Below are 18016 nucleotides of genomic sequence, written 5' to 3'. Positions count from 1 at the left end.
TGTCGTTTCCCACCTGAAGGGGTGAGGGGCGTCGCCTACCGGCTGTCGGGCCGCATCGATCGTCTTTTTCCCGGACCGGGTGTCGGCTCGGGCGGCTGACCTATCACGGCTTGCCGCGCCGCCGAGAAGAATTGGCGACGCACCAGAACCGCCAGCAACAGCAGCGTCGACAGCACGAATACTTTTGGGTCGACGAACCAGCCGAGATAGCCGATCGAGAAGAACACGCCGCGCATGCCGGAATTGAAATGTTTTCCGGCCAGCATGTTCATGCGCGCCGCCCGCCATACCGCCGTCTCGCTGACCGGGTTGCGTGAAGCCTCGCCGTGCGGGATCGGCACCGCACCGATCAGGATCGAGCAATAGTTGAACAGCCGGTAGGCCCAGCCGAACTTGAAAAAGGAATAGGCAAGGATCAGCACCAAACCGAACACCTTCATCTGAAAGGCGGAGCGGGACGACGTCGCGCCGAGCGGCAGGTCACTCAGCACCGAAACAACCTGGTCGGAGGCGCCGAGCAGGGCAAAACAGCCGCCGATCGCAATCAGCGAACTGGAGGCGAAGAAGGCGGTTCCCTGTTGAAGGCCGGCCATGATGGCGGTGTCGACAATGCGGACCTCGCGTTCGGCCATGTTGCGCATCCAGGCTTGACGCTGGACGTTCATCGCCGTCGTCAGCGACATGCGCCTGACCAGCTTTCCGTCGGAGGCGAGCGTATGCAGCACCCACACGAAAACGAAGAAGGCAAGCGCAACGAGGTCTGCCGTCGACAAATGGAAGGAATCGCCCATGCAACCCTCTTACCACAAGCGGTGGCGGCGCTTCGATGGCGGAACGCAACGATGTCGCTGCCGGAGCAAACAAGGTCGGCAGGTGCAGCGCCGCAATCTTCGAAAGAGCGGAAACATCACAGGAATTCCTATATGTAAATTCCAATAGGAGAGCGACGCGTGTTCCTTTCGGTTTTCGACCTGTTCAAGATCGGCATTGGACCATCGAGTTCGCACACGATGGGACCGATGACGGCTGCGCGGCGTTTTCTCGACGAGGTCGCGGGAGATGACTGGCCACGCCCGGTCGGCGCCAAGGTCGACCGCATCGCCGCCAGCCTGCACGGCTCGCTTGCCTATACCGGCATCGGCCATGGTTCCGATCGCGCCGTCGTGCTCGGGCTTGCCGGCCAGACGCCGCAGACGGTAGACCCCGATCAGGCCGACAGCATCGTCGACCGTATCGCCGCCGAGAAGCGGATTTCGCCGCCCGGCCATCCGTCCTATCGCTTCGAGCCGGCCACGGATCTGGTGCTGGATCGCAAGACGCCGCTTTCCGGCCACGCCAACGGCATGGCTTTCTCCGCCCTTGATGCCGACGACCGCCTGCTGCTCAAGCGCATCTACTATTCGATTGGCGGCGGCTTCGTGGTTTCCGAAGAAGAACTGCAGCGGATGAAGGCGAAGGGCTCTGTGACGAGCGAAGGCAAGAAGGTTCCATACCCCTTCAAGAATGCTGTCGAGATGCTGTCGATGGCCGCGAAAAGCGGTCTTTCCATCGCCGACATGAAGCGCGTCAACGAAGAGACGCAGATGTCGCGCGAAGAACTCGACGCCGGCCTCGACGGCATCTGGAGCGCCATGAAGAGCTGCATCGAGCGCGGCCTGTCGCAGGACGGCATCATGCCGGGCGGCCTGAAGGTGCGCCGACGCGCGCGACAATTGCATGACAAGCTGCAGGAGCAGTGGCGGCAGAACCGGCCCAATCCGCTGCTCGCCAACGACTGGCTGTCGATCTATGCCATGGCGGTGAACGAGGAGAACGCCGCCGGCGGGCGCGTCGTCACCGCGCCGACCAATGGTGCTGCAGGCACGCTGCCGGCGGTGCTGCGCTACTGGCTGCATTTCCATCCCGAGGCCGACCAGCCAAGCATCCGCGATTTCCTGCTGACCGCAGCAGCGGTCGGCGGCATCATCAAGACCAACGCTTCGATCTCGGGCGCCGAGGTCGGCTGCCAGGGCGAGGTCGGTTCGGCCTCGGCGATGGCGGCAGCGGGGCTGTGCGCCGTGATGGGCGGCACGCCCGAGCAGGTCGAGAACGCCGCCGAGATCGCGCTTGAGCATCATCTCGGCATGACCTGCGATCCGGTCGGCGGGCTGGTGCAGGTGCCTTGCATCGAGCGCAACGCGCTCGGCGCCGTCAAGGCGGTGACTGCCGCGTCGCTGGCCATCAAGGGCGACGGCGTTCATTTCGTGCCGCTCGATGCCGCGATCGAGACCATGCGCCAGACCGGCCTCGACATGAACGAGAAATACAAGGAAACCAGCCTCGGCGGACTGGCCGTCAATATCGTGGAATGCTGAGCCAAACCTTGCACTGTGGATTGGCGCCGTGGAGAACAGCGGCACTGTGGAGAAAGTCGGCACTGTGGAGAAAGTCGATTGGGCCAGTTGACGCCTTCGCGCGCCGGACTAAACCTTGATCCATGTCCCTCAATCTCATAAAGCTCTGCGTTGGCTGCGACAGCGTCGAAGATCTCGAAGAGTGGATCGCGTTCCGCCTCGACGAACGGCGGCGCGCCGGTGAACCGGTCGAGCACTACCACACCACCCGCATGACGCCGACGCGCAGCGCCGAGGTCACCGATGGCGGTTCCCTCTACTGGGTAATCAAGGGCAACGTGCAGTGCCGCCAGTTGATCACCGAAATCCGTCCTTTCACCGATGACGAGGGTATCGGCCGCTGTCACCTGATCCTCGATCCCGCGGTCGTGCCGACTGAATGGCAGCCGCGCCGCGCCTTTCAAGGCTGGCGCTATTTGAAACCGTCGGACGCACCGGCCGATCTCTCCAAGGGCAAAGCGGGATTGGTCGAAATGCCGCCGAAACTCAGGCGCGAGCTTGCCGATCTCGGCCTTCTCTAGGAAGGCCCAAAATTCAAAGCTGCGGTGATCGCCGGCCCTCCAGATAGCCTCATGCTGGGCTTGCAAGCTGTGCGACAACGCCACATCTTGAATGTCATGAGCGACAAGAAGCAGCCCGTGCCCGCAAAGGCCAATCCTGCGCCGGTCGAATCCCAATCGAGCACCGGCGAAATCGACGCGTTTATCCGTCAGGCAAGGACGCTGGCTGCGTCCGCGACCGGTACTGGCAGGCTGATCCTTTCCCTCGACGCGACCATGAGCCGCCAGCCGACCTGGGATCTCGCCTGTGCGCTGCAGGGCGAGATGTTCGACGCCGTCGGCAAGGCCGGGGCGCTCAAGGTCCAACTGGTCTATTTTCGCGGTTTTGGCGAGTGCCGCTCATCCGCATTCGTCACCGATACGAACGCGCTGAAGCAGCTGATGACGCGGATCGAATGCCGCAGCGGCCACACCCAGATCGGCAAGGTGCTCGCCCATGCGCTGAAACAGACGGCGGCGGCCAAGGTCAACGCGCTGGTCTATATCGGCGACGCGATGGAGGAAAATATCGACGATCTGGCGGAAAAGGCCGGCAGCCTCGGCCTGCACGGCGTTCCTGTCTTCGTCTTTCAGGAGGGCCATGATGCCGGCGCGGAAAAGGCGTTCAAGGATATTGCGCGGCTGTCCAAAGGCGCCTGGTTCCGATTTGATCGGCGGGCCGCCGCAACCTTGGCCAGCCTGCTATCGGCGGTTGCGGTGTTTGCGACGGGCGGGCTGAAGGCTCTGGAGGCCAGGGGCAGGCCGGAAGACCGGCTGCTGATCGAGCATCTGCGGAGCGGCAGGAAATGATGGGCGCGACTATCGCATTCGTGGCGTTGCTTTTGGTGCTGCTCGGCGTGGCCATGGTGTTTCTGCGCTCCGACCCCGCGAAACTCGCAAGCTGGATGAGGACGCTTGGGCCTGTCCTGCTGGCGCTGATCGGCGTCGCCGCGCTTCTGGTTGGACGCGCAGGCATCGGCGGCTTGATCCTGTCGACGGCGCTCGCCTGGTATGGCTCGATGCGGATGAAGCGGCCGACGGCGAAACTGGAGCCGGGCAAGTATTCGACGGTGCGCACCGCGGCCCTCGAAATGGAGCTTGATCACGATACCGGCAATCTGGAGGGGCTCGTGCTCGCCGGCCGCCATGAAGGCAAGATGCTAGGCACGATGAGCCTTGCGGAATTGCAGCAGCTTTATCGCGAACTCCCCGGCGACCCGGAGAGCCGCCAGCTCCTAGAGACGTATCTTGACGGCAGATTTCCCATCTGGCGCAAAGACGCGGAGGCGAATGGTGGCGACGGGCTGGGTGTTTCGCCAGGTTCGGGCGCCATGACTAAGGAGGAGGCCTACAAGATCCTTGGTCTTGAAGCGGGGGCCGCCGCGGCGGATGTCCGCAAGGCGCACCGCCGCCTGATGCAGCGCCTGCACCCCGATCTCGGCGGCACTTCGTTTCTGGCGGCGCGGATCAACGAAGCCAAGGACGTCTTGCTCTCCAATCACAACTAGTCTCCTTCGACGCAGAATTCTTCCGGGAGAAGTTTCGACGCCGCCTACTGGTGGACGGCGTAGCACTCGATTTTCTTTTTCTTCAGGGCGTTGCAGGCTTTCGAGGCGGCAGTCTTCGAGCCAAAGCCGAACCGGGCGCGGTAGTAGGTGACGCCGCCCTTCTCGAAGGCGACGGTGAAGCCCACAGCATCGGCCAGGACCGAAGGCGCCTGTTTGCTCGTCTCGTCCAGGAGAGCCTGGGCTTCGGACTGTTTTGGCGAAGAGGCGACCTGGACTGCCCAGCCGGACGGCACCGATGCCGTGTTGACGGGATCGACCTTTGCCGGTTCGCCATAGGCTGCTGCGACCCGTGCGGTCGCCACATCGTCCGCCGTGGCCGCGGCCATTGTCTCGAGCTTTTTGGTCCGAGAGACGGGCGTGGTCTCAACGACGGGGGTGGCTTCTTCAACGACGGGCTCGGCCTCCTCGACCAGGGAGGCAATGGCATCGCCTTCCGGGGCCTCGTTGTACGCCGCATCGTCTTCCGGCCTGCTGTCCGGCGTCGGCGCGTCGCGCTTGGGCAGGAATACTTTCGCCAGAGCGGTGATCGGGTTGCCGCCGCCAGCCTTGGCGATCAGCATGCCGCTGCCGCGCGACGACGCCTTCGGCAGGTAGGTTTTGATCAATGCGGCCATCTGGTTGTCGCGGCTGCCGCCGGATTTCCCGCCTATGACCACCGCGACGATGCGGCGATCGCCGTCGTCGACCGAGGAGACGAGATTATAGCCGGAGGCGCGGGTGTAGCCAGTCTTGATGCCGTCGACGCCCTTGATGCGTCCAAGCAGCCGGTTGTGGCCGTTGATGCGCCTGCGGCCGTAGAGAAAGGAACGCTGCGAGAAATAGCTGTAATACTGGGGAAAATGCTCCCGCAGCGCGATGCCGAGCATCGCCATGTCGCGCGCGGTGGTGAACTGACCGGGATTGGGCAAGCCGTGGGCGTTGCGGAAAACGGTCCCCTTCATGCCCAGTGCCCGCGCCTTGGCAGTCATCATGTGGGCGAAATTGGCTTCATTGCCGCCGAGAAGTTCGCCGATTGCGGTTGCCGAGTCGTTTGCCGACTTGGTCACCATCGACAGGATCGCGGTCTCGACGGTGATCGCGCCGCCCCGTTTGACGCCGAGTTTGGTCGGCGGTTCGGCAGCAGCATTGGCCGAGAAGACGACGCGGGAGTTCTTGCCGATCTTGCCGTTCGCCATGGCCTCGAAGGCCAGGTAAAGCGTCATCATCTTGGTGAGCGAGGCGGGATAGCGTCGGCCATCGGCATTCGAAGAGTAAAGCACCTTGCCGGTCTTGGCGTCGATGACGATGGCCGCCGACCTCGCCGCCATGGACGAAGCAGCGCCGGCAACGACGAATGTCATCGCCAAAGCGAGGATCATGATCGTTTTCAAGGAGGACGCGGATTTGGAGAGAATGCCCGACAACGCCTGACGCACCGATGGTTCCTTTGAATTTTTGTTGCGGTGGAGGCGGCAAAGGGGTCCTGCCTCACTTCAAGCCAAGCTATCGCGGCCAGCGTTACCAATCCGTTTATGGTAACCGCGGCGTTCACCATTTTCTTCGAGCTTGAGCTTTTCTTTATTCGAATCTTAGCCATTTCCCGACGGTTGCGCCGATCTGCTGGCCGGATGGCCGGGGCCGCACCCGGTGAAACCCGCACTCGGTAAAAAACTTGACTTTTGTGCAGTGCACAATATATTACTCGCATTGCACAACGCGGCCCGGACAAGGCCGCGTCCACCGCTCAAGGACAACTGGCAAGGGATTGCGTGAATGACCCAGACCTATGAAGATTTCAGCAAATACGGCAAGGAGTTTGCGGATAGCGGCTTGAAGAGCTTCGCATCCCTTTCCAAGGGCGCGCAGGCCATCGCCACCGAGGCGGGCGAGTACACCAAGAAAAGCTTCGAGGCCGGCAGCGCAGCAGCCGAGAAACTTTTGTCGGCCAAGTCGCTGGAGAAGGCGATCGAGATCCAGTCCGATTTTGCCAGGCAGTCGTACGAAGCCTTCGTCACCGAAGCCACCAAGATTGGTGACCTCTATGCCGAACTCGCCAAGGAAGCCTACAAGCCGTTCGAATCGATCGTCGCAAAGGCGAAATAATCTCGCTACAAGATGTGAACACGGCCCTTGGGCCAGCAAGACGGACCCGGTCGCGAACGTGCGGCCGGGTTTTTTTCATGGCAATTAAGTTTCCAGCCGATCGACGCTGATCTAAACAGCTATGAGCCAGCTTGTCGGTTTAGCTTAAGGGCGAATGATGCATGGGTCGATAAATGATGCCGGCGCTCCGCTAACGCTGGAACACATCAGCCGATGCTTCGGCGACACCCAGGCGCTGGATGACGTTTCGCTTTCGATTGCGCCTGGAGAGATCGTCTGCCTGGTCGGCCAGTCCGGTTGCGGCAAATCCTCGCTTTTGCGGATCATTGCAGGCGTCGATACTGCGGACAGCGGAAGAATTCTGCTCAATGGCATTGAGATCGCGGGCGCGAACAGCTTTGTCGAGCCCGAAGACCGCAACATCGGATTCATGTTCCAGGATTATGCCCTGTTCCCGCACCTGACCGTCGAGGAGAACGTGGCCTTCGGCCTCAAGCGGCTGTCGCGGCGCGAGGCGAGCGCCCGTGCGGCCGAGGTGATCGCCCGAATCGGCATCCAGGCGCTTTCCGGCCGTTACCCACACACGCTTTCAGGTGGCGAGCAGCAGCGAGTCGCACTGGCGCGGGCGCTTGCCCCAAAACCCGTCATTCTCCTGATGGACGAGCCTTTCTCGAACCTTGATCGTGGCCTGCGGGAGCGGGTGCGCGAGGAGACCATTTCAACGTTGAGAGCCTTGGGGACGACGGCGATCCTCGTCACGCACGACCCGGAGGAGGCCCTTTCCGTCGGTGATCGGGTTGTGCTGATGCAGGAGGGGCGTGTTGTGCAGGTCGGGACGGGCTACGATATCTATGATCATCCCAATTCACTCTACGCCGCCGAATTTCTGTGCCCGTGCAACAGGGTAGAGGGCATCTACCGCGATGGCCGGGTCAAAACGGTGCTGGGCAGCTTTCCAGCCCAGCTCGATCTTCCGGAAGGCGGCAAGGCGTTTGCCTGCATCCGCCCGCAGGCTGTTTCCCTTTCAGGTCCCGACGAAGGTCTGCCGGCGCTTGTCGTCAACCGCTCTTTTCTGGGTGAGATCGAACAATTGCTGGTCAGGATCGAGGGCGTTGCTGACCTCTTGCGCTTGCGCACCACCAGCCGGATCGATGTAAAGCCGGGTGAGCCGATCCACCTGACCGTAGATCCAGGCGGCGTCCTGATATTCGCTGCGGCATAAGTCGCAAGCGCTTTGGTCGCAAAGTAACTTGACTAAATTAGTCACATATGATCGAGCAATTCCTGGGCTGTCAACCAATGCCGGCCGCACCAATCAATTAATGGAGGACCGCTTCATGAAGAGCCTTTCCACATTGCGACTCGCCCTGGTGGGCGGCGTCTTCGCCCTCGTTGGCGGGGCCAGCGCCATGGCGGCCGAACTGAACATCTACACCACGCGTGAGCCTGGGCTGATCCAGCCGCTGCTTGACGCCTTCACCGCCTCGAGCGGCGTCAAGGTCAATACAGTCTTCATGAAAGATGGTCTGGCGGAGCGTGTGGCCTCGGAAGGGGAAAGCTCACCTGCCGATATTCTCATGACGGTCGATGTCGGCAACCTCGCTGATCTGGCCGAAAAAGGCCTGACGCAGCCGGTCGTATCAGATGTTCTGAAAGCCGCGGTCCCGGAGAACCTGCGTGACCCGGCCAACAACTGGTTTGCTCTGTCGATGCGGGCCCGGGTACTCTACGCGGCCAAGGATCTCGATCTTGCCGCGTTCAACTACGAGGACCTGTCCGATCCAAAATGGAAGGGCAAGGTCTGCATCCGGTCCGGCCAGCATCCCTACAACACCGCTCTTTTCGCCGATTACATCGCACATAACGGCGCCGAGGCGACGGAAGCATGGCTTGCCGCCGTCAAGGGGAATCTCGCCCGCAAGGCGGGCGGCGGCGACCGCGATGTGGCCAAGGACATCCTCGGCGGCATTTGCCAGATAGGCATCGCCAATTCCTACTACGTCGGACTGATGCGCTCCGGCAAGGGCGGTGAGGAGCAGGTCGCCTGGGGCGACGCGATCAAGGTCGTCCTGCCAACGTTCAAGGATGGCGGCACGCAGGTCAACGTCAGCGGCGCGGCCGTCGCAAAGCATGCGCCGAACAAGGGTGAGGCGGTCAAGCTGCTGGAATATCTGGTCTCCGACGACGCCCAGACACTCTATGCCAAGGCAAATTTCGAATACCCGGTCAAGGCCGGCGCTCCGATCGACCCGATCATCGCCTCGTTCGGCGCGTTGAAAGTCGATCCAGTGCCGATGACGGAAATCGTCAAGCATCGCAAGCAGGCAAGCGAACTGGCCGAGAAGGTCGGCTTCGACAACTGATGGGCGATCCGGGCGTGGGCAGTGCTGCGCCCGGTGATCTCCCGATGTCGGATGTCGATCTGCGAAGAGCCTCCACTGTGAAGGTCGCCCGGTACTGGTCCGGGCGACTGTGGTTCATGGCGACCGTGCTTGTCGCTGTGCTGGTGGCGACTCCGGTTCTCGCCCTTATCTGGCAGGCGCTGCGGGGATCGAGCGGGCTCTGGCCGCATCTCCTCGCCTATGTGCTGCCACAGGCCTTCCAGCAGACCACGGCGCTACTCATCGGCGTCGGTGTCCTCGTCACGCTTCTTGGCACCTCGACGGCCTGGCTTGTCACCGCCTATGACTTTCCCGGCCGCAGGTTTCTCGAATGGGCGCTGCTCCTCCCGCTCGCGGTGCCGACCTACATAATCGCCTACGTCTATCTCGATCTTCTCCATCCGATCGGCTTGGTCCAGGGTGCGCTCAGAGTGGCACTTGGCTTCACCAGCCCACACGAATTCCGCCTTCCCGACATCCGGTCGATGGCCGGCTGCATCGTGCTGCTCGGCTTCGTGCTCTACCCCTATGTGTACCTGACGACGCGGGCGATGTTTCTCACCCAGGCGGCCAATCTGGTCGAGGTGTCGCGCACGCTTGGAAGTGGCAAAGGCGGCGTCTTCTGGCGCGTTGCGCTGCCGCTGGCACGTCCGGCGATCGCCGTCGGCGTCAGCCTCGCGCTGATGGAGGCGCTGAACGACATCGGTGCCTCGGAGTTCCTGGGCGTGAAGACACTGACGGTCTCGGTCTACACGACATGGGTGACGCGGTCCGACCTGCCGGGCGCGGCGCAGATTGCGCTCGCCATGCTGTCATTGGTGGTCGCGCTCGTCACTATCGAGCGTTGGGCGCGCCGTCGTCAGCGTTATTGGTCGAGCGCACAAAAGGCGCGGAGTTTCACACCGCATCGTCTCGGAACCGTTTCGGGTCTGGTGGTTTTTGCGCTCGGCCTTCTGCCGGTGTTCATCGGGTTCATCGCCCCGGCGAGCTATCTTGTCGTCGAGGCGTGGAAGCGCGTCCGTTTCGCAGGGCTGTCGCCCCGGCTCTTGTCGGAAACGCTCAACACCGTCACCCTGTCGGCCATGGCCACGCTCGCCATCCTGCTCTTCGGCGTGATCATCGCCTATACGGCGCGCTCGCTTCCCGGCCGCGTCACGGCGGCTTTGCAGCGGATTTCCACGGTCGGCTATGCGATGCCTGGCACCGTGGTGGCCATCGGAATATTGTTGCCCGTCGCGGCCCTCGATCAGATGATCGACCGAACCGCGCTGGCATGGCTGGGCGCGCCAACCGGCCTGCTGCTGATCGGATCCGGAGCAGCGCTCGGCTACGCCTATGTCGCACGCTTCCTGGCGATTGCGGTCGGTTCGGTCGAGGCGGGCTTCAGCCGCATTCCGCGCTCGTTCGATCACGCCGCGCGCAGCCTCGGCCACAATGTGACCGGCACATTCCGGCAAATTCATCTGCCGCTTTCGAAACCGTCGCTCGTCGCTGCGGGCTTGCTCGTGTTTGTCGATTGCATGAAGGAGTTGCCGGCGACGCTTCTGTTGAGGCCGCTTAATTTCGAGACCCTGGCGACGCATCTCTACGGCGAGGCGGCGCGGGGGACCTACGAGGAAGCGTCGATCGCGGCACTTGCCATAGTTCTCGTCGGCATCTTGCCTGTCGCTGTTCTCGCTCATGTTGGACGATGGAAATCCTGAGTGTGCCCGGCCTAAACAGTCTCGCTGGCACCTAAAGCGCGTCTGAAGGGATCATGCGACTCCAGGTTCGTTATTCAGATGCATGTTGTTTCGTTAGCTGACGCATCTACGATAAATCGTAAGTGCTCCACGCCTATCGGATCGTGCCGCCAAAGCGACGGGTCGGAAAACCGCTCAACCTATCGACCGAAGCAGTGGGCAGCATGACAGAGTTCAGGCTTCGTTTTCCCTCGCCGTTGACTAGCGTACTTTCGATGCGATGCCCTCAATTTGAAATCAGGGGCTCTGCTGCCTTCACGATTTCGAAAAATCGGTCAAGTTTGGCCACCTAGCCATATTGTCAGCTAAACAGAAGGGCTTAAAATCGTTCATCGATGACCTACATGTCGAACTCATATGGGGATTCGAAAAGGCAGGGTTACGTGACGACAGGTTTGACTGCCACAACAGATGTGGTGCGGATGCAAAACGGCAGCGACGGCAACGAGACCGGTCGCGGCACGGCCGTCATCACGCGCACCAAAACCAAGACCAAGAAGCCTAGCCTTTATCGGGTCCTCATTCTCAACGACGACTACACACCCATGGAATTCGTGGTTCACGTGCTGGAGCGCTTTTTCCAGAAGGACCGTGAAGCCGCCACACGCATCATGCTTCATGTTCACAATCATGGAGTGGGCGAGTGCGGGGTCTATACATTCGAGGTGGCCGAGACCAAAGTGTCTCAGGTCATGGATTTCGCCCGACAGAATCAGCATCCGCTGCAATGCGTGATGGAGAAGAAGTGAGGTAACATGCCGGCTTTCTCCCAAGGCCTGGAAAAGGCGCTTCACCAGGCGCTGACGCTCGCCAATGAGCGGCACCACGAATACGCAACCCTTGAGCATTTGCTGCTCGCGCTCATCGACGACACCGAGGCGGCCGCGGTCATGCGCGCCTGCAACGTCGATCTCGACGAGTTGAAGCACACGGTTCTCACCTACATCGATACCGAGCTTGACAATCTCGTTACCGGCTATGACGAGGATTCCAAGCCGACGGCCGGTTTCCAGCGCGTCATCCAGCGCGCGGTGATCCATGTGCAGTCGTCCGGCCGCGAGGAAGTCTCCGGCGCCAACGTGCTCGTTGCCATATTCGCCGAGCGCGAGAGCCATGCCGCCTATTTCCTGCAGGAGCAGCAGATGACCCGCTACGACGCGGTCAATTACATCTCGCATGGCATCGCCAAGCGGCCCGGCGCGTCCGAGACGCGGTCGCCGCGTGGCGCCGATGACGAGCAGGGCCAGAGCGGCGCCGAGCCGCAAGAGGACAGCGGCAAGAAAAAGCAGCAGCAGGACGCGCTGACCGCCTATTGCGTCAATCTGAACAACAAGGCCAAGGCCGGCAAGATCGATCCGCTGATCGGCCGCGAGTCCGAGATCAACCGCACCATCCAGGTGCTGTGCCGCCGCTCCAAGAACAATCCGCTCTATGTCGGCGACCCCGGCGTCGGCAAGACGGCGATCGCCGAGGGCCTCGCCAAGCGCATCGTCGAGGGCGACGTGCCGGAAGTGCTGCACAACGCCACCATCTTCGCGCTCGACATGGGAACATTGCTGGCCGGCACCCGCTATCGCGGTGATTTCGAGGAGCGGCTGAAGCAGGTCGTCAAGGAGCTTGAGGATTATCCGGGCGCGGTTCTGTTCATCGACGAGATCCACACCGTGATCGGGGCAGGAGCGACGTCTGGCGGCGCCATGGATGCGTCGAACCTGTTGAAGCCGGCGCTGTCGTCCGGAACGATCCGCTGCATCGGCTCAACCACCTACAAGGAGTTCCGCCAGTTCTTCGAGAAGGACCGCGCCTTGGTGCGGCGCTTCCAGAAGATCGACGTCAACGAACCGACCATCGAGGACGCTATCGAGATCATGAAGGGTCTCAAGCCGTATTTCGAGGAGTTCCACAAGGTTCGCTACACGGCTGAGGCGATCAAGGCTTCGGTTGAACTGTCGGCGCGCTACATCAACGACCGCAAGCTGCCGGACAAGGCGATCGACGTGATCGACGAGACCGGCGCCTCGCAGATGCTGGTGCCGGAGGCCAAGCGCAAGAAGACCATCGGCATCAAGGAGATCGAAGCGACGATCGCCACCATCGCCCGCATTCCGCCGAAGACGGTTTCCGCCGACGACGAGAAGGTGCTGGCCGGTCTCGACATCGAGCTGAAGCGCGTCGTCTACGGTCAGGACACCGCGATCACGGCTTTGACCTCGGCGATCAAGCTGGCGCGGGCCGGCCTGCGCGAACCGGAGAAGCCGATCGGCTCCTACCTGTTCTCGGGACCGACTGGCGTTGGCAAGACCGAAGTGGCAAAGCAGCTCGCGGCCTCGCTCGGTGTCGAGCTGATCCGCTTCGACATGTCCGAATATATGGAACGCCACACCGTCTCACGGCTGATCGGTGCGCCTCCCGGCTATGTCGGCTTCGACCAGGGCGGCCTGTTGACCGACGGCGTCGACCAGCATCCGCATTGCGTGCTGTTGCTGGACGAGGTCGAGAAGGCGCATCCGGATCTGTTCAACATCCTGTTGCAGGTCATGGACCATGGCAAGCTGACCGACCACAACGGCAAGCAGATCGACTTCCGCAATGTCATCCTGATCATGACCACCAATGCGGGCGCCTCGGATGCGCAGCGCGCGGCTATCGGTTTCGGCTCGACCAAGCGCGAAGGCGACGATGTCGAGGCGATCAACCGGCTGTTCACGCCGGAGTTCCGCAACCGTCTCGATGCGATCATCCCGTTCGGCTCGCTGCCGGTGCCGGTCATCCACCAGGTGGTGCAGAAGTTCGTCATGCAGCTCGAGGCCCAGCTCTCCGAGCGTGGCGTCACCTTCGACCTGTCGCAGGAGGCGATCGCCTGGCTGGCCGAGAAGGGCTATGACGAGCGCATGGGAGCACGGCCGCTCGGCCGCGTCATCCAGGAGCACATCAAGAAGCCGCTGGCCGACGAGGTGCTGTTCGGCAAGCTCAAGAAGGGCGGCACGGTGCGTGTCACCGTCGACAAGAAAGAGACCGGCGAAACCGGGCTGAAGCTCGAGTCGCTCGCCGACGAGGCGCCGGTCAAGCCGAAGAAGGAAGAACCGGACGACACGCCGAAGCCCAGGAAAGCTGCCGGCAAGAAGCCGGCCGCGAAAAAGGCGGTCGCGCAGAAGGCGGAGCCCAAGGGCAAGGACGGCAGCAAGCGCAGCCTGGTGCCGCAACTGCCCCGCAAGGGATGATGGCCTGAAAGCTAAAAAAAGCCCCGGAAACGGGGCTTTTTTGCTTCGAGGGGCTGGTGGGCGGCCGGACGTGCGACGCGCCCGACATCAGTTTGTCAGCGCCGTCCGTATCTTGCCAGCATTCTCAGCCAACACTTCCGGCTTCTCCATCTGCCCACTATGCGGCTTCAATGGGATGCCCTCGAAGCGTGGAATGACGTGGACATGGAGGTGGTAGACGGTCTGGCCCGAAGCGGGCTCGTTGAACTGCAGGATGGTGACGCCATCGGCGCCGAAGGCCTTCTTCACCGCCACCGCCACCTTTTGCACGACGGCGAAGAGTGGGCCGAATGTTGCCGGATCCGCGTCAAGCAGATTGCGCGACGGCGCCGTCGGCACAACCAGCGTATGACCCGGACCTTGCGGCATCACATCCATGAAGGCGACAACCGCGTCATCTTCATAGACGCGATGCGACGGGATTTCACCGCGCAGGATTTTCGCGAAGATATTGTTGCTGTCGTAGGTGGTTTGTTCGGCCATGGCGTGCGCTCCGGATTGTGCCTTGCTCCTACCGCATCGACCCGACAATCGGAATCGATTTTCGGAAACTACGATGCTTTCGAGCGTGCTTTGTGCGTCCAATTGGACGCACGTCGCTCTAATCGTCCGCCAGATCCTTGCGGAACGGGGTGTGCTCTTCGAGATAGCCGGCCATCCGCTCCACTTCGCGGCGCTCGCGCCTGAGATAGTCGGCGACCGCGTTACGCAAGCCGGGATGCGCAATGTAATGCGCCGAATGCGTGGTCACCGGCCTGTAACCGCGCGCCAGCTTGTGCTCGCCTTGTGCGCCGGCTTCGACCACCTTCAGCTTACGGTCGATGGCGAAGTCGATCGCCTGGTGATAGCAGACCTCGAAATGCAGGAAAGGGTGGTCCTCGATGCAGCCCCAGTTGCGCCCGTAGAGCGCATCGGAACCGATGAAATTGATGGCACCGGCAATGTAGCGTCCATTGCGCTTGGCCATCACCAGCAGGATGTCGTCGGCCATGCGCTCGCCGATCATCGAGAAAAACGCGCGGCTGAGATAGGGCCGCCCCCATTTCCTGCTCCCGGTATCCATGTAGAAGGCAAAGAAGTCGTCCCAGACCCTTTCGGTCAGGTCCCTGCCGGTCAGCCAGTCGATCGAGATGCCGTGAGCGAGCGCCTCGCGCCGCTCCTTCTTCATCGCCTTGCGCTTGCGCGATGCCAGAGTGGCAAGAAAATCGTCGTAGGTCGAATAACCTTCATTGAAGAAGTGGAACTGCTGGTCGGTGCGGTGCAAAAAACCCGCCGCTTCCAGCGCCTCGACATCTCTCGGCTGCGCGAAGGTTACGTGCGCGGAAGAAACGCCGAGCTTTTCAGTCACCGCCTTCAGGCCGGCTGCCAAGCCGGCCTTCACGGCGCGACTGTCTTCGCCCTTATTGACCAGCAGGCGAGGGCCGGTGACCGGCGTGAACGGCACGGCGCATTGCAGTTTTGGATAGTAACGCCCGCCGGCGCGCTCGAACGCGTCCGACCAGCCGTGATCGAATACATATTCGCCCTGGCTGTGCGATTTCAGGTAGCAGGGAATGGCACCGAGCAGCTTTCCCTGCGCTGTCTCGAGCCTGAGATGATGGCCCTGCCAGCCGGTGCGCCGCACGGCGCAGCCGGACTCCTCAAGCGCGCTCAGAAAAGCGAATGAAACGAGTGGGTTGTATCCGTTTTCTGTATCGCCGCGTGAGGTCCCGCCGAGGCCATCCCATTCGGCGCAGGTGAAGGCTCCGATGCCGGAGGCAACCCGGATCGCATACTCTCCATTCGCCGTTTGCCCGTCGCCTTCATCGCCTTGATCCATGAGGCCTATTTAAGCTCCGTGCCGGTCCATGCAAGTTCAGTTCAAGCAAGCTCGGTTCAGGCGACCTGCACAAGATCCGGCTCAAATCCTTCGAACGTCATCTGGTCGGCATATCTGAAGGTCAGGTCGACCGCCGGTTGGTCGAGCACGGTCCAGGTGATGACCGGCATTTTGAGCCTTTCGCGCACAAAACTGACAAACCGGTTCGGCAGGTCGCCGGCGGCGTAGGAGGTGAAGGCAATGTCGTGCGCCAGCATGGCGAAATGCGCTTCGATCAGCTTGGCTTCCTTGCCATATGCGGTCAGCCCGCCCGGAATGCCGGGCGCGTGTTTCGGGAAATCGCGGATCAGCCAGTGGTCGAAAGACATGATCGCCGCCTTGCCCTTGTAGTTTCTGAGCATCTTGCCGACGCTTTCCACCAGGCCTTCGTCGCGGCCGGGAACCCCTTTCAGCTCGACGACCACCGGCACGCGGCCATCGACCAGGTCGAGGGCCTGCTGCAGCGTCGGCAGACGATCTGATGTGCCGCCGATCCTGAGGGCCGTCATTTCCGCTGCCGTGCGCTGCCAGACGAAACCGTCCTGGCCGGTCAGCCGCTTCAGATCGCTATCGTGGATGATCACCGGGATGCGGTCTGACGACAGATGCACATCGCATTCGATCGCATAGCCGCGTTCAGCCGCAGCGGCAAAGGCGGAAAGCGTGTTCTCCCAGCGCGTCTTGTTCATGTCGTGGAGGCCGCGATGGGCAATGGGTCGGGCGGTCAGCCAGGAAAGGTCGGTCATGCCGGGCTCATTCGACTTCGAAGATGGCTTCGATTTCCACTGCGGCATTAAGCGGCAGGGAGGCGGCACCGACGGCGGCGCGAGCATGCTTGCCGGGATCGCCGAGCACTGCAACCAGTAGATCCGAGGCGCCGTTGGCAACCAGGTGCTGCTCGAAAAAATCCGGCGCCGAGGCGACGAAGACGGTGATCTTCACCACGCGGCGGATTTTCTCGAGATCGCCAAGTGCTGCCTTGGCCTGCGCCAATATGTTGATCGCGCAGTATTTTGCCGCTTCCTGGCCGATTGCGATGTCGACATCACGGCCGAGCAGGCCACTCGCCTGCAGCTTGCCCTGCTTGAGCGGCAGCTGTCCGGCGATGAACAGCAGATTGCCTGATCTGCAATAGGGCACGTAGTTGGCGGCGGGCGCGGCAGCGACCGGAAGCGTCACGCCGAGATCGCTTAGCCGCTTTTCGATTGTTTCACTCATGGTATTTCCCTATTGCTTGATGACGCTGCGCAGGCCGGGCCGAAATTGCAATTTTTGCCTCGCTTCCGCCACGACTTTTTTTAAGCTGGACCCTCTTTCCCTGCGGCCTGCCATCAGGCGCGATGATCGGAGCCCCTCATGCGCGCAACACGCCTCGCATTCCACGCTGTCCTGCTGCCAGCGGTGTTCTCGATGGCGCCGGCTTTTGCCGTACCGGCGCTGCAGGCGCATCGCGCGGTTTACGATCTGACCCTGGACAAGGCCTCCGACCGCTCCGGCATCACCGGCATTTCCGGCCGCATGGTCTATGAGTTCAACGGCTCGCCTTGCGAAGGCTATACGGTGAAGTTCCGTTTCGTCACCCAGATCGTCACCAACGAGAATACAAGGCTGACCGACCAGCAGACGACCACTTTCGAGGACGCCGAAGGCAAGACCTTTTCGTTCGTGACAAAATCCTTTGTCGACCAGACTCTCGACAAGGAGGTCAAGGGCACCGCGACGAAGGAGACAAACGGCCTCAAGGTCGACATCGACAAGCCGGAGAAGAGCAGCGTCGAACTGCCGGCCACACAGTTTCCGACGCAGCATCTGGCCGAACTGATCGACAAGGCCGAAAAGGGCGAAAATTTCTACGAAACCAACCTGTTCGACGGTTCGGAAGATGCCAACAAGGTGATGACCACCACCGTCGTCGTCGGCAAGAAAGCCGATGCAGACAAGACCGATCCGGAAGTGCCGGCACTGGCAAAACTCGCCACCGACAAATACTGGCCAGTCGACATCGCCTATTTCGACAGCACCGACAAGTCAGGCGAGGAGGTGCCGGAATACCGGATCAGCTTCAAGCTGCATGAGAACGGCATCACGCGCGACCTGCTCATGGACTACAACGACTTCTCGATGACCGGCAAGCTGGTCAATCTTTCGCTGTTCGATCAGACGAAACCCTGTCCGCCGAAATAGAGCCTTGGG

17 protein-coding genes are annotated in these 18016 nt (G+C 61.7%); 11 read left to right on the top strand and 6 right to left on the bottom strand.

The genetic code is table 11. The features are described from left to right. Positions 1 to 35 precede the first annotated feature (35 nt). The gene (locus AC0L2A_RS07790) at positions 36 to 791 is read right to left on the bottom strand and encodes a DUF599 domain-containing protein (protein WP_473608225.1); all 756 of its coding nucleotides are present in this window, start codon (positions 789 to 791) and stop codon (positions 36 to 38) included. A gap of 159 nt (positions 792 to 950) precedes the next feature. Here AC0L2A_RS07790 and AC0L2A_RS07785 point away from each other — a divergent pair, with 159 nt between their 5' ends. From AC0L2A_RS07785 to AC0L2A_RS07770, 4 genes are all read left to right on the top strand, one after another. After that, entirely contained in the window at positions 951 to 2354 is a 1404-nt protein-coding gene (locus AC0L2A_RS07785) for an L-serine ammonia-lyase (RefSeq protein ID WP_473608223.1), read from the top strand. A 122-nt stretch (positions 2355 to 2476) separates the two neighbouring features. After that, positions 2477 to 2914, top strand: a complete 438-nt coding sequence (locus AC0L2A_RS07780) for a DUF1489 family protein (protein WP_023801205.1) — start codon at positions 2477 to 2479, stop codon at positions 2912 to 2914. Positions 2915 to 3010: 96 nt separating this feature from the next. Beyond that, entirely contained in the window at positions 3011 to 3742 is a 732-nt protein-coding gene (locus AC0L2A_RS07775) for a VWA domain-containing protein (protein WP_287174278.1), read from the top strand. Beyond that, positions 3739 to 4440, top strand: a complete 702-nt coding sequence (locus tag AC0L2A_RS07770; RefSeq protein WP_198032858.1) for a DnaJ domain-containing protein — start codon at positions 3739 to 3741, stop codon at positions 4438 to 4440. The genes AC0L2A_RS07775 and AC0L2A_RS07770 overlap by 4 nt, the downstream gene beginning before the upstream one ends. A 44-nt stretch (positions 4441 to 4484) precedes the next feature. On the opposite strand, the gene AC0L2A_RS07765 is transcribed toward AC0L2A_RS07770, so the two are convergent. Next, positions 4485 to 5915, bottom strand: a complete 1431-nt coding sequence (locus AC0L2A_RS07765) for a D-alanyl-D-alanine carboxypeptidase (RefSeq protein WP_473608222.1) — start codon at positions 5913 to 5915, stop codon at positions 4485 to 4487. Between the two features lie 337 nt (positions 5916 to 6252). Between AC0L2A_RS07765 and AC0L2A_RS07760 the strand changes: the two genes are divergently transcribed. The 6 genes from AC0L2A_RS07760 to clpA all read left to right on the top strand — a co-directional run bounded on the left by AC0L2A_RS07760 (position 6253) and on the right by clpA (position 13926). Then, positions 6253 to 6582 carry a phasin family protein gene (locus AC0L2A_RS07760; protein WP_023801209.1) on the top strand — a complete coding sequence of 110 codons (330 nt, stop codon included), beginning with the start codon at positions 6253 to 6255 and terminating at the stop codon, positions 6580 to 6582. A gap of 157 nt (positions 6583 to 6739) precedes the next feature. Next, positions 6740 to 7804, top strand: coding sequence for an ABC transporter ATP-binding protein (locus tag AC0L2A_RS07755; RefSeq protein ID WP_473608221.1), 1065 nt, complete (start codon positions 6740 to 6742; stop codon positions 7802 to 7804). Positions 7805 to 7919: 115 nt separating this feature from the next. Continuing rightward, a complete protein-coding gene (locus AC0L2A_RS07750; protein ID WP_473608219.1) occupies positions 7920 to 8945 on the top strand; it encodes an extracellular solute-binding protein in 1026 nt (341 codons plus the stop codon). Then, positions 8945 to 10666, top strand: coding sequence for an ABC transporter permease (locus tag AC0L2A_RS07745; protein ID WP_473608218.1), 1722 nt, complete (start codon positions 8945 to 8947; stop codon positions 10664 to 10666). Before AC0L2A_RS07750 ends, AC0L2A_RS07745 begins: the two co-directional genes overlap by 1 nt. A 461-nt stretch (positions 10667 to 11127) precedes the next feature. Further along, on the top strand, positions 11128 to 11454 hold the full coding sequence (gene clpS / locus AC0L2A_RS07740; RefSeq protein ID WP_023801212.1) for an ATP-dependent Clp protease adapter ClpS: 327 nt from the start codon (positions 11128 to 11130) through the stop codon (positions 11452 to 11454). A 6-nt stretch (positions 11455 to 11460) separates the two neighbouring features. Further along, complete coding sequence (clpA, locus tag AC0L2A_RS07735; protein WP_023801213.1) at positions 11461 to 13926, top strand: ATP-dependent Clp protease ATP-binding subunit ClpA; 2466 nt, start codon at positions 11461 to 11463, stop codon at positions 13924 to 13926. An 87-nt stretch (positions 13927 to 14013) separates the two neighbouring features. Here the strand turns inward: clpA and AC0L2A_RS07730 are convergent, their stop codons facing one another. The 4 genes from AC0L2A_RS07730 to AC0L2A_RS07715 form a co-directional block, all read right to left on the bottom strand. Beyond that, entirely contained in the window at positions 14014 to 14448 is a 435-nt protein-coding gene (locus AC0L2A_RS07730; RefSeq protein ID WP_023801214.1) for an HIT family protein, read from the bottom strand. A gap of 118 nt (positions 14449 to 14566) precedes the next feature. Further along, entirely contained in the window at positions 14567 to 15784 is a 1218-nt protein-coding gene (locus tag AC0L2A_RS07725; RefSeq protein ID WP_473608216.1) for a GNAT family N-acetyltransferase, read from the bottom strand. Between the two features lie 56 nt (positions 15785 to 15840). After that, complete coding sequence (locus tag AC0L2A_RS07720; protein WP_473608215.1) at positions 15841 to 16569, bottom strand: glycerophosphodiester phosphodiesterase; 729 nt, start codon at positions 16567 to 16569, stop codon at positions 15841 to 15843. A 7-nt stretch (positions 16570 to 16576) separates the two neighbouring features. Then, positions 16577 to 17041 (bottom strand): RidA family protein, encoded by a 465-nt coding sequence (locus AC0L2A_RS07715; RefSeq protein WP_287051899.1) that lies wholly within the window; start codon positions 17039 to 17041, stop codon positions 16577 to 16579. A 138-nt stretch (positions 17042 to 17179) separates the two neighbouring features. On the opposite strand from AC0L2A_RS07715, the gene AC0L2A_RS07710 reads away from it, so the two are divergent. Then, positions 17180 to 18007 (top strand): cell envelope integrity EipB family protein, encoded by an 828-nt coding sequence (locus tag AC0L2A_RS07710; protein ID WP_023801218.1) that lies wholly within the window; start codon positions 17180 to 17182, stop codon positions 18005 to 18007. The last annotated feature ends 9 nt before the right edge of the window (positions 18008 to 18016 follow it).

It is taken from the genome of Mesorhizobium sp. WSM4844, assembly GCF_055811775.1.
This window is presented reverse-complemented; position numbering and strand designations above follow the sequence as displayed.

What these genes read in the sequence shown, in the direction of transcription:
- AC0L2A_RS07790 (WP_473608225.1), bottom strand. Translation starts at nt 791, where the DNA reads ATGGGCGATTCCTTCCATTTGTCGACGGCAGACCTCGTTGCGCTTGCC.
- AC0L2A_RS07780 (WP_023801205.1), top strand. Translation starts at nt 2,477, where the DNA reads ATGTCCCTCAATCTCATAAAGCTCTGCGTTGGCTGCGACAGCGTCGAA.
- AC0L2A_RS07775 (WP_287174278.1), top strand. Translation starts at nt 3,011, where the DNA reads ATGAGCGACAAGAAGCAGCCCGTGCCCGCAAAGGCCAATCCTGCGCCG.
- AC0L2A_RS07770 (WP_198032858.1), top strand. Translation starts at nt 3,739, where the DNA reads ATGATGGGCGCGACTATCGCATTCGTGGCGTTGCTTTTGGTGCTGCTC.
- AC0L2A_RS07760 (WP_023801209.1), top strand. Translation starts at nt 6,253, where the DNA reads ATGACCCAGACCTATGAAGATTTCAGCAAATACGGCAAGGAGTTTGCG.
- AC0L2A_RS07755 (WP_473608221.1), top strand. Translation starts at nt 6,740, where the DNA reads ATGCATGGGTCGATAAATGATGCCGGCGCTCCGCTAACGCTGGAACAC.
- AC0L2A_RS07750 (WP_473608219.1), top strand. Translation starts at nt 7,920, where the DNA reads ATGAAGAGCCTTTCCACATTGCGACTCGCCCTGGTGGGCGGCGTCTTC.
- AC0L2A_RS07745 (WP_473608218.1), top strand. Translation starts at nt 8,945, where the DNA reads ATGGGCGATCCGGGCGTGGGCAGTGCTGCGCCCGGTGATCTCCCGATG.
- clpS (WP_023801212.1), top strand. Translation starts at nt 11,128, where the DNA reads ATGCAAAACGGCAGCGACGGCAACGAGACCGGTCGCGGCACGGCCGTC.
- clpA (WP_023801213.1), top strand. Translation starts at nt 11,461, where the DNA reads ATGCCGGCTTTCTCCCAAGGCCTGGAAAAGGCGCTTCACCAGGCGCTG.
- AC0L2A_RS07730 (WP_023801214.1), bottom strand. Translation starts at nt 14,448, where the DNA reads ATGGCCGAACAAACCACCTACGACAGCAACAATATCTTCGCGAAAATC.
- AC0L2A_RS07725 (WP_473608216.1), bottom strand. Translation starts at nt 15,784, where the DNA reads ATGGATCAAGGCGATGAAGGCGACGGGCAAACGGCGAATGGAGAGTAT.
- AC0L2A_RS07720 (WP_473608215.1), bottom strand. Translation starts at nt 16,569, where the DNA reads ATGACCGACCTTTCCTGGCTGACCGCCCGACCCATTGCCCATCGCGGC.
- AC0L2A_RS07715 (WP_287051899.1), bottom strand. Translation starts at nt 17,041, where the DNA reads ATGAGTGAAACAATCGAAAAGCGGCTAAGCGATCTCGGCGTGACGCTT.
- AC0L2A_RS07710 (WP_023801218.1), top strand. Translation starts at nt 17,180, where the DNA reads ATGCGCGCAACACGCCTCGCATTCCACGCTGTCCTGCTGCCAGCGGTG.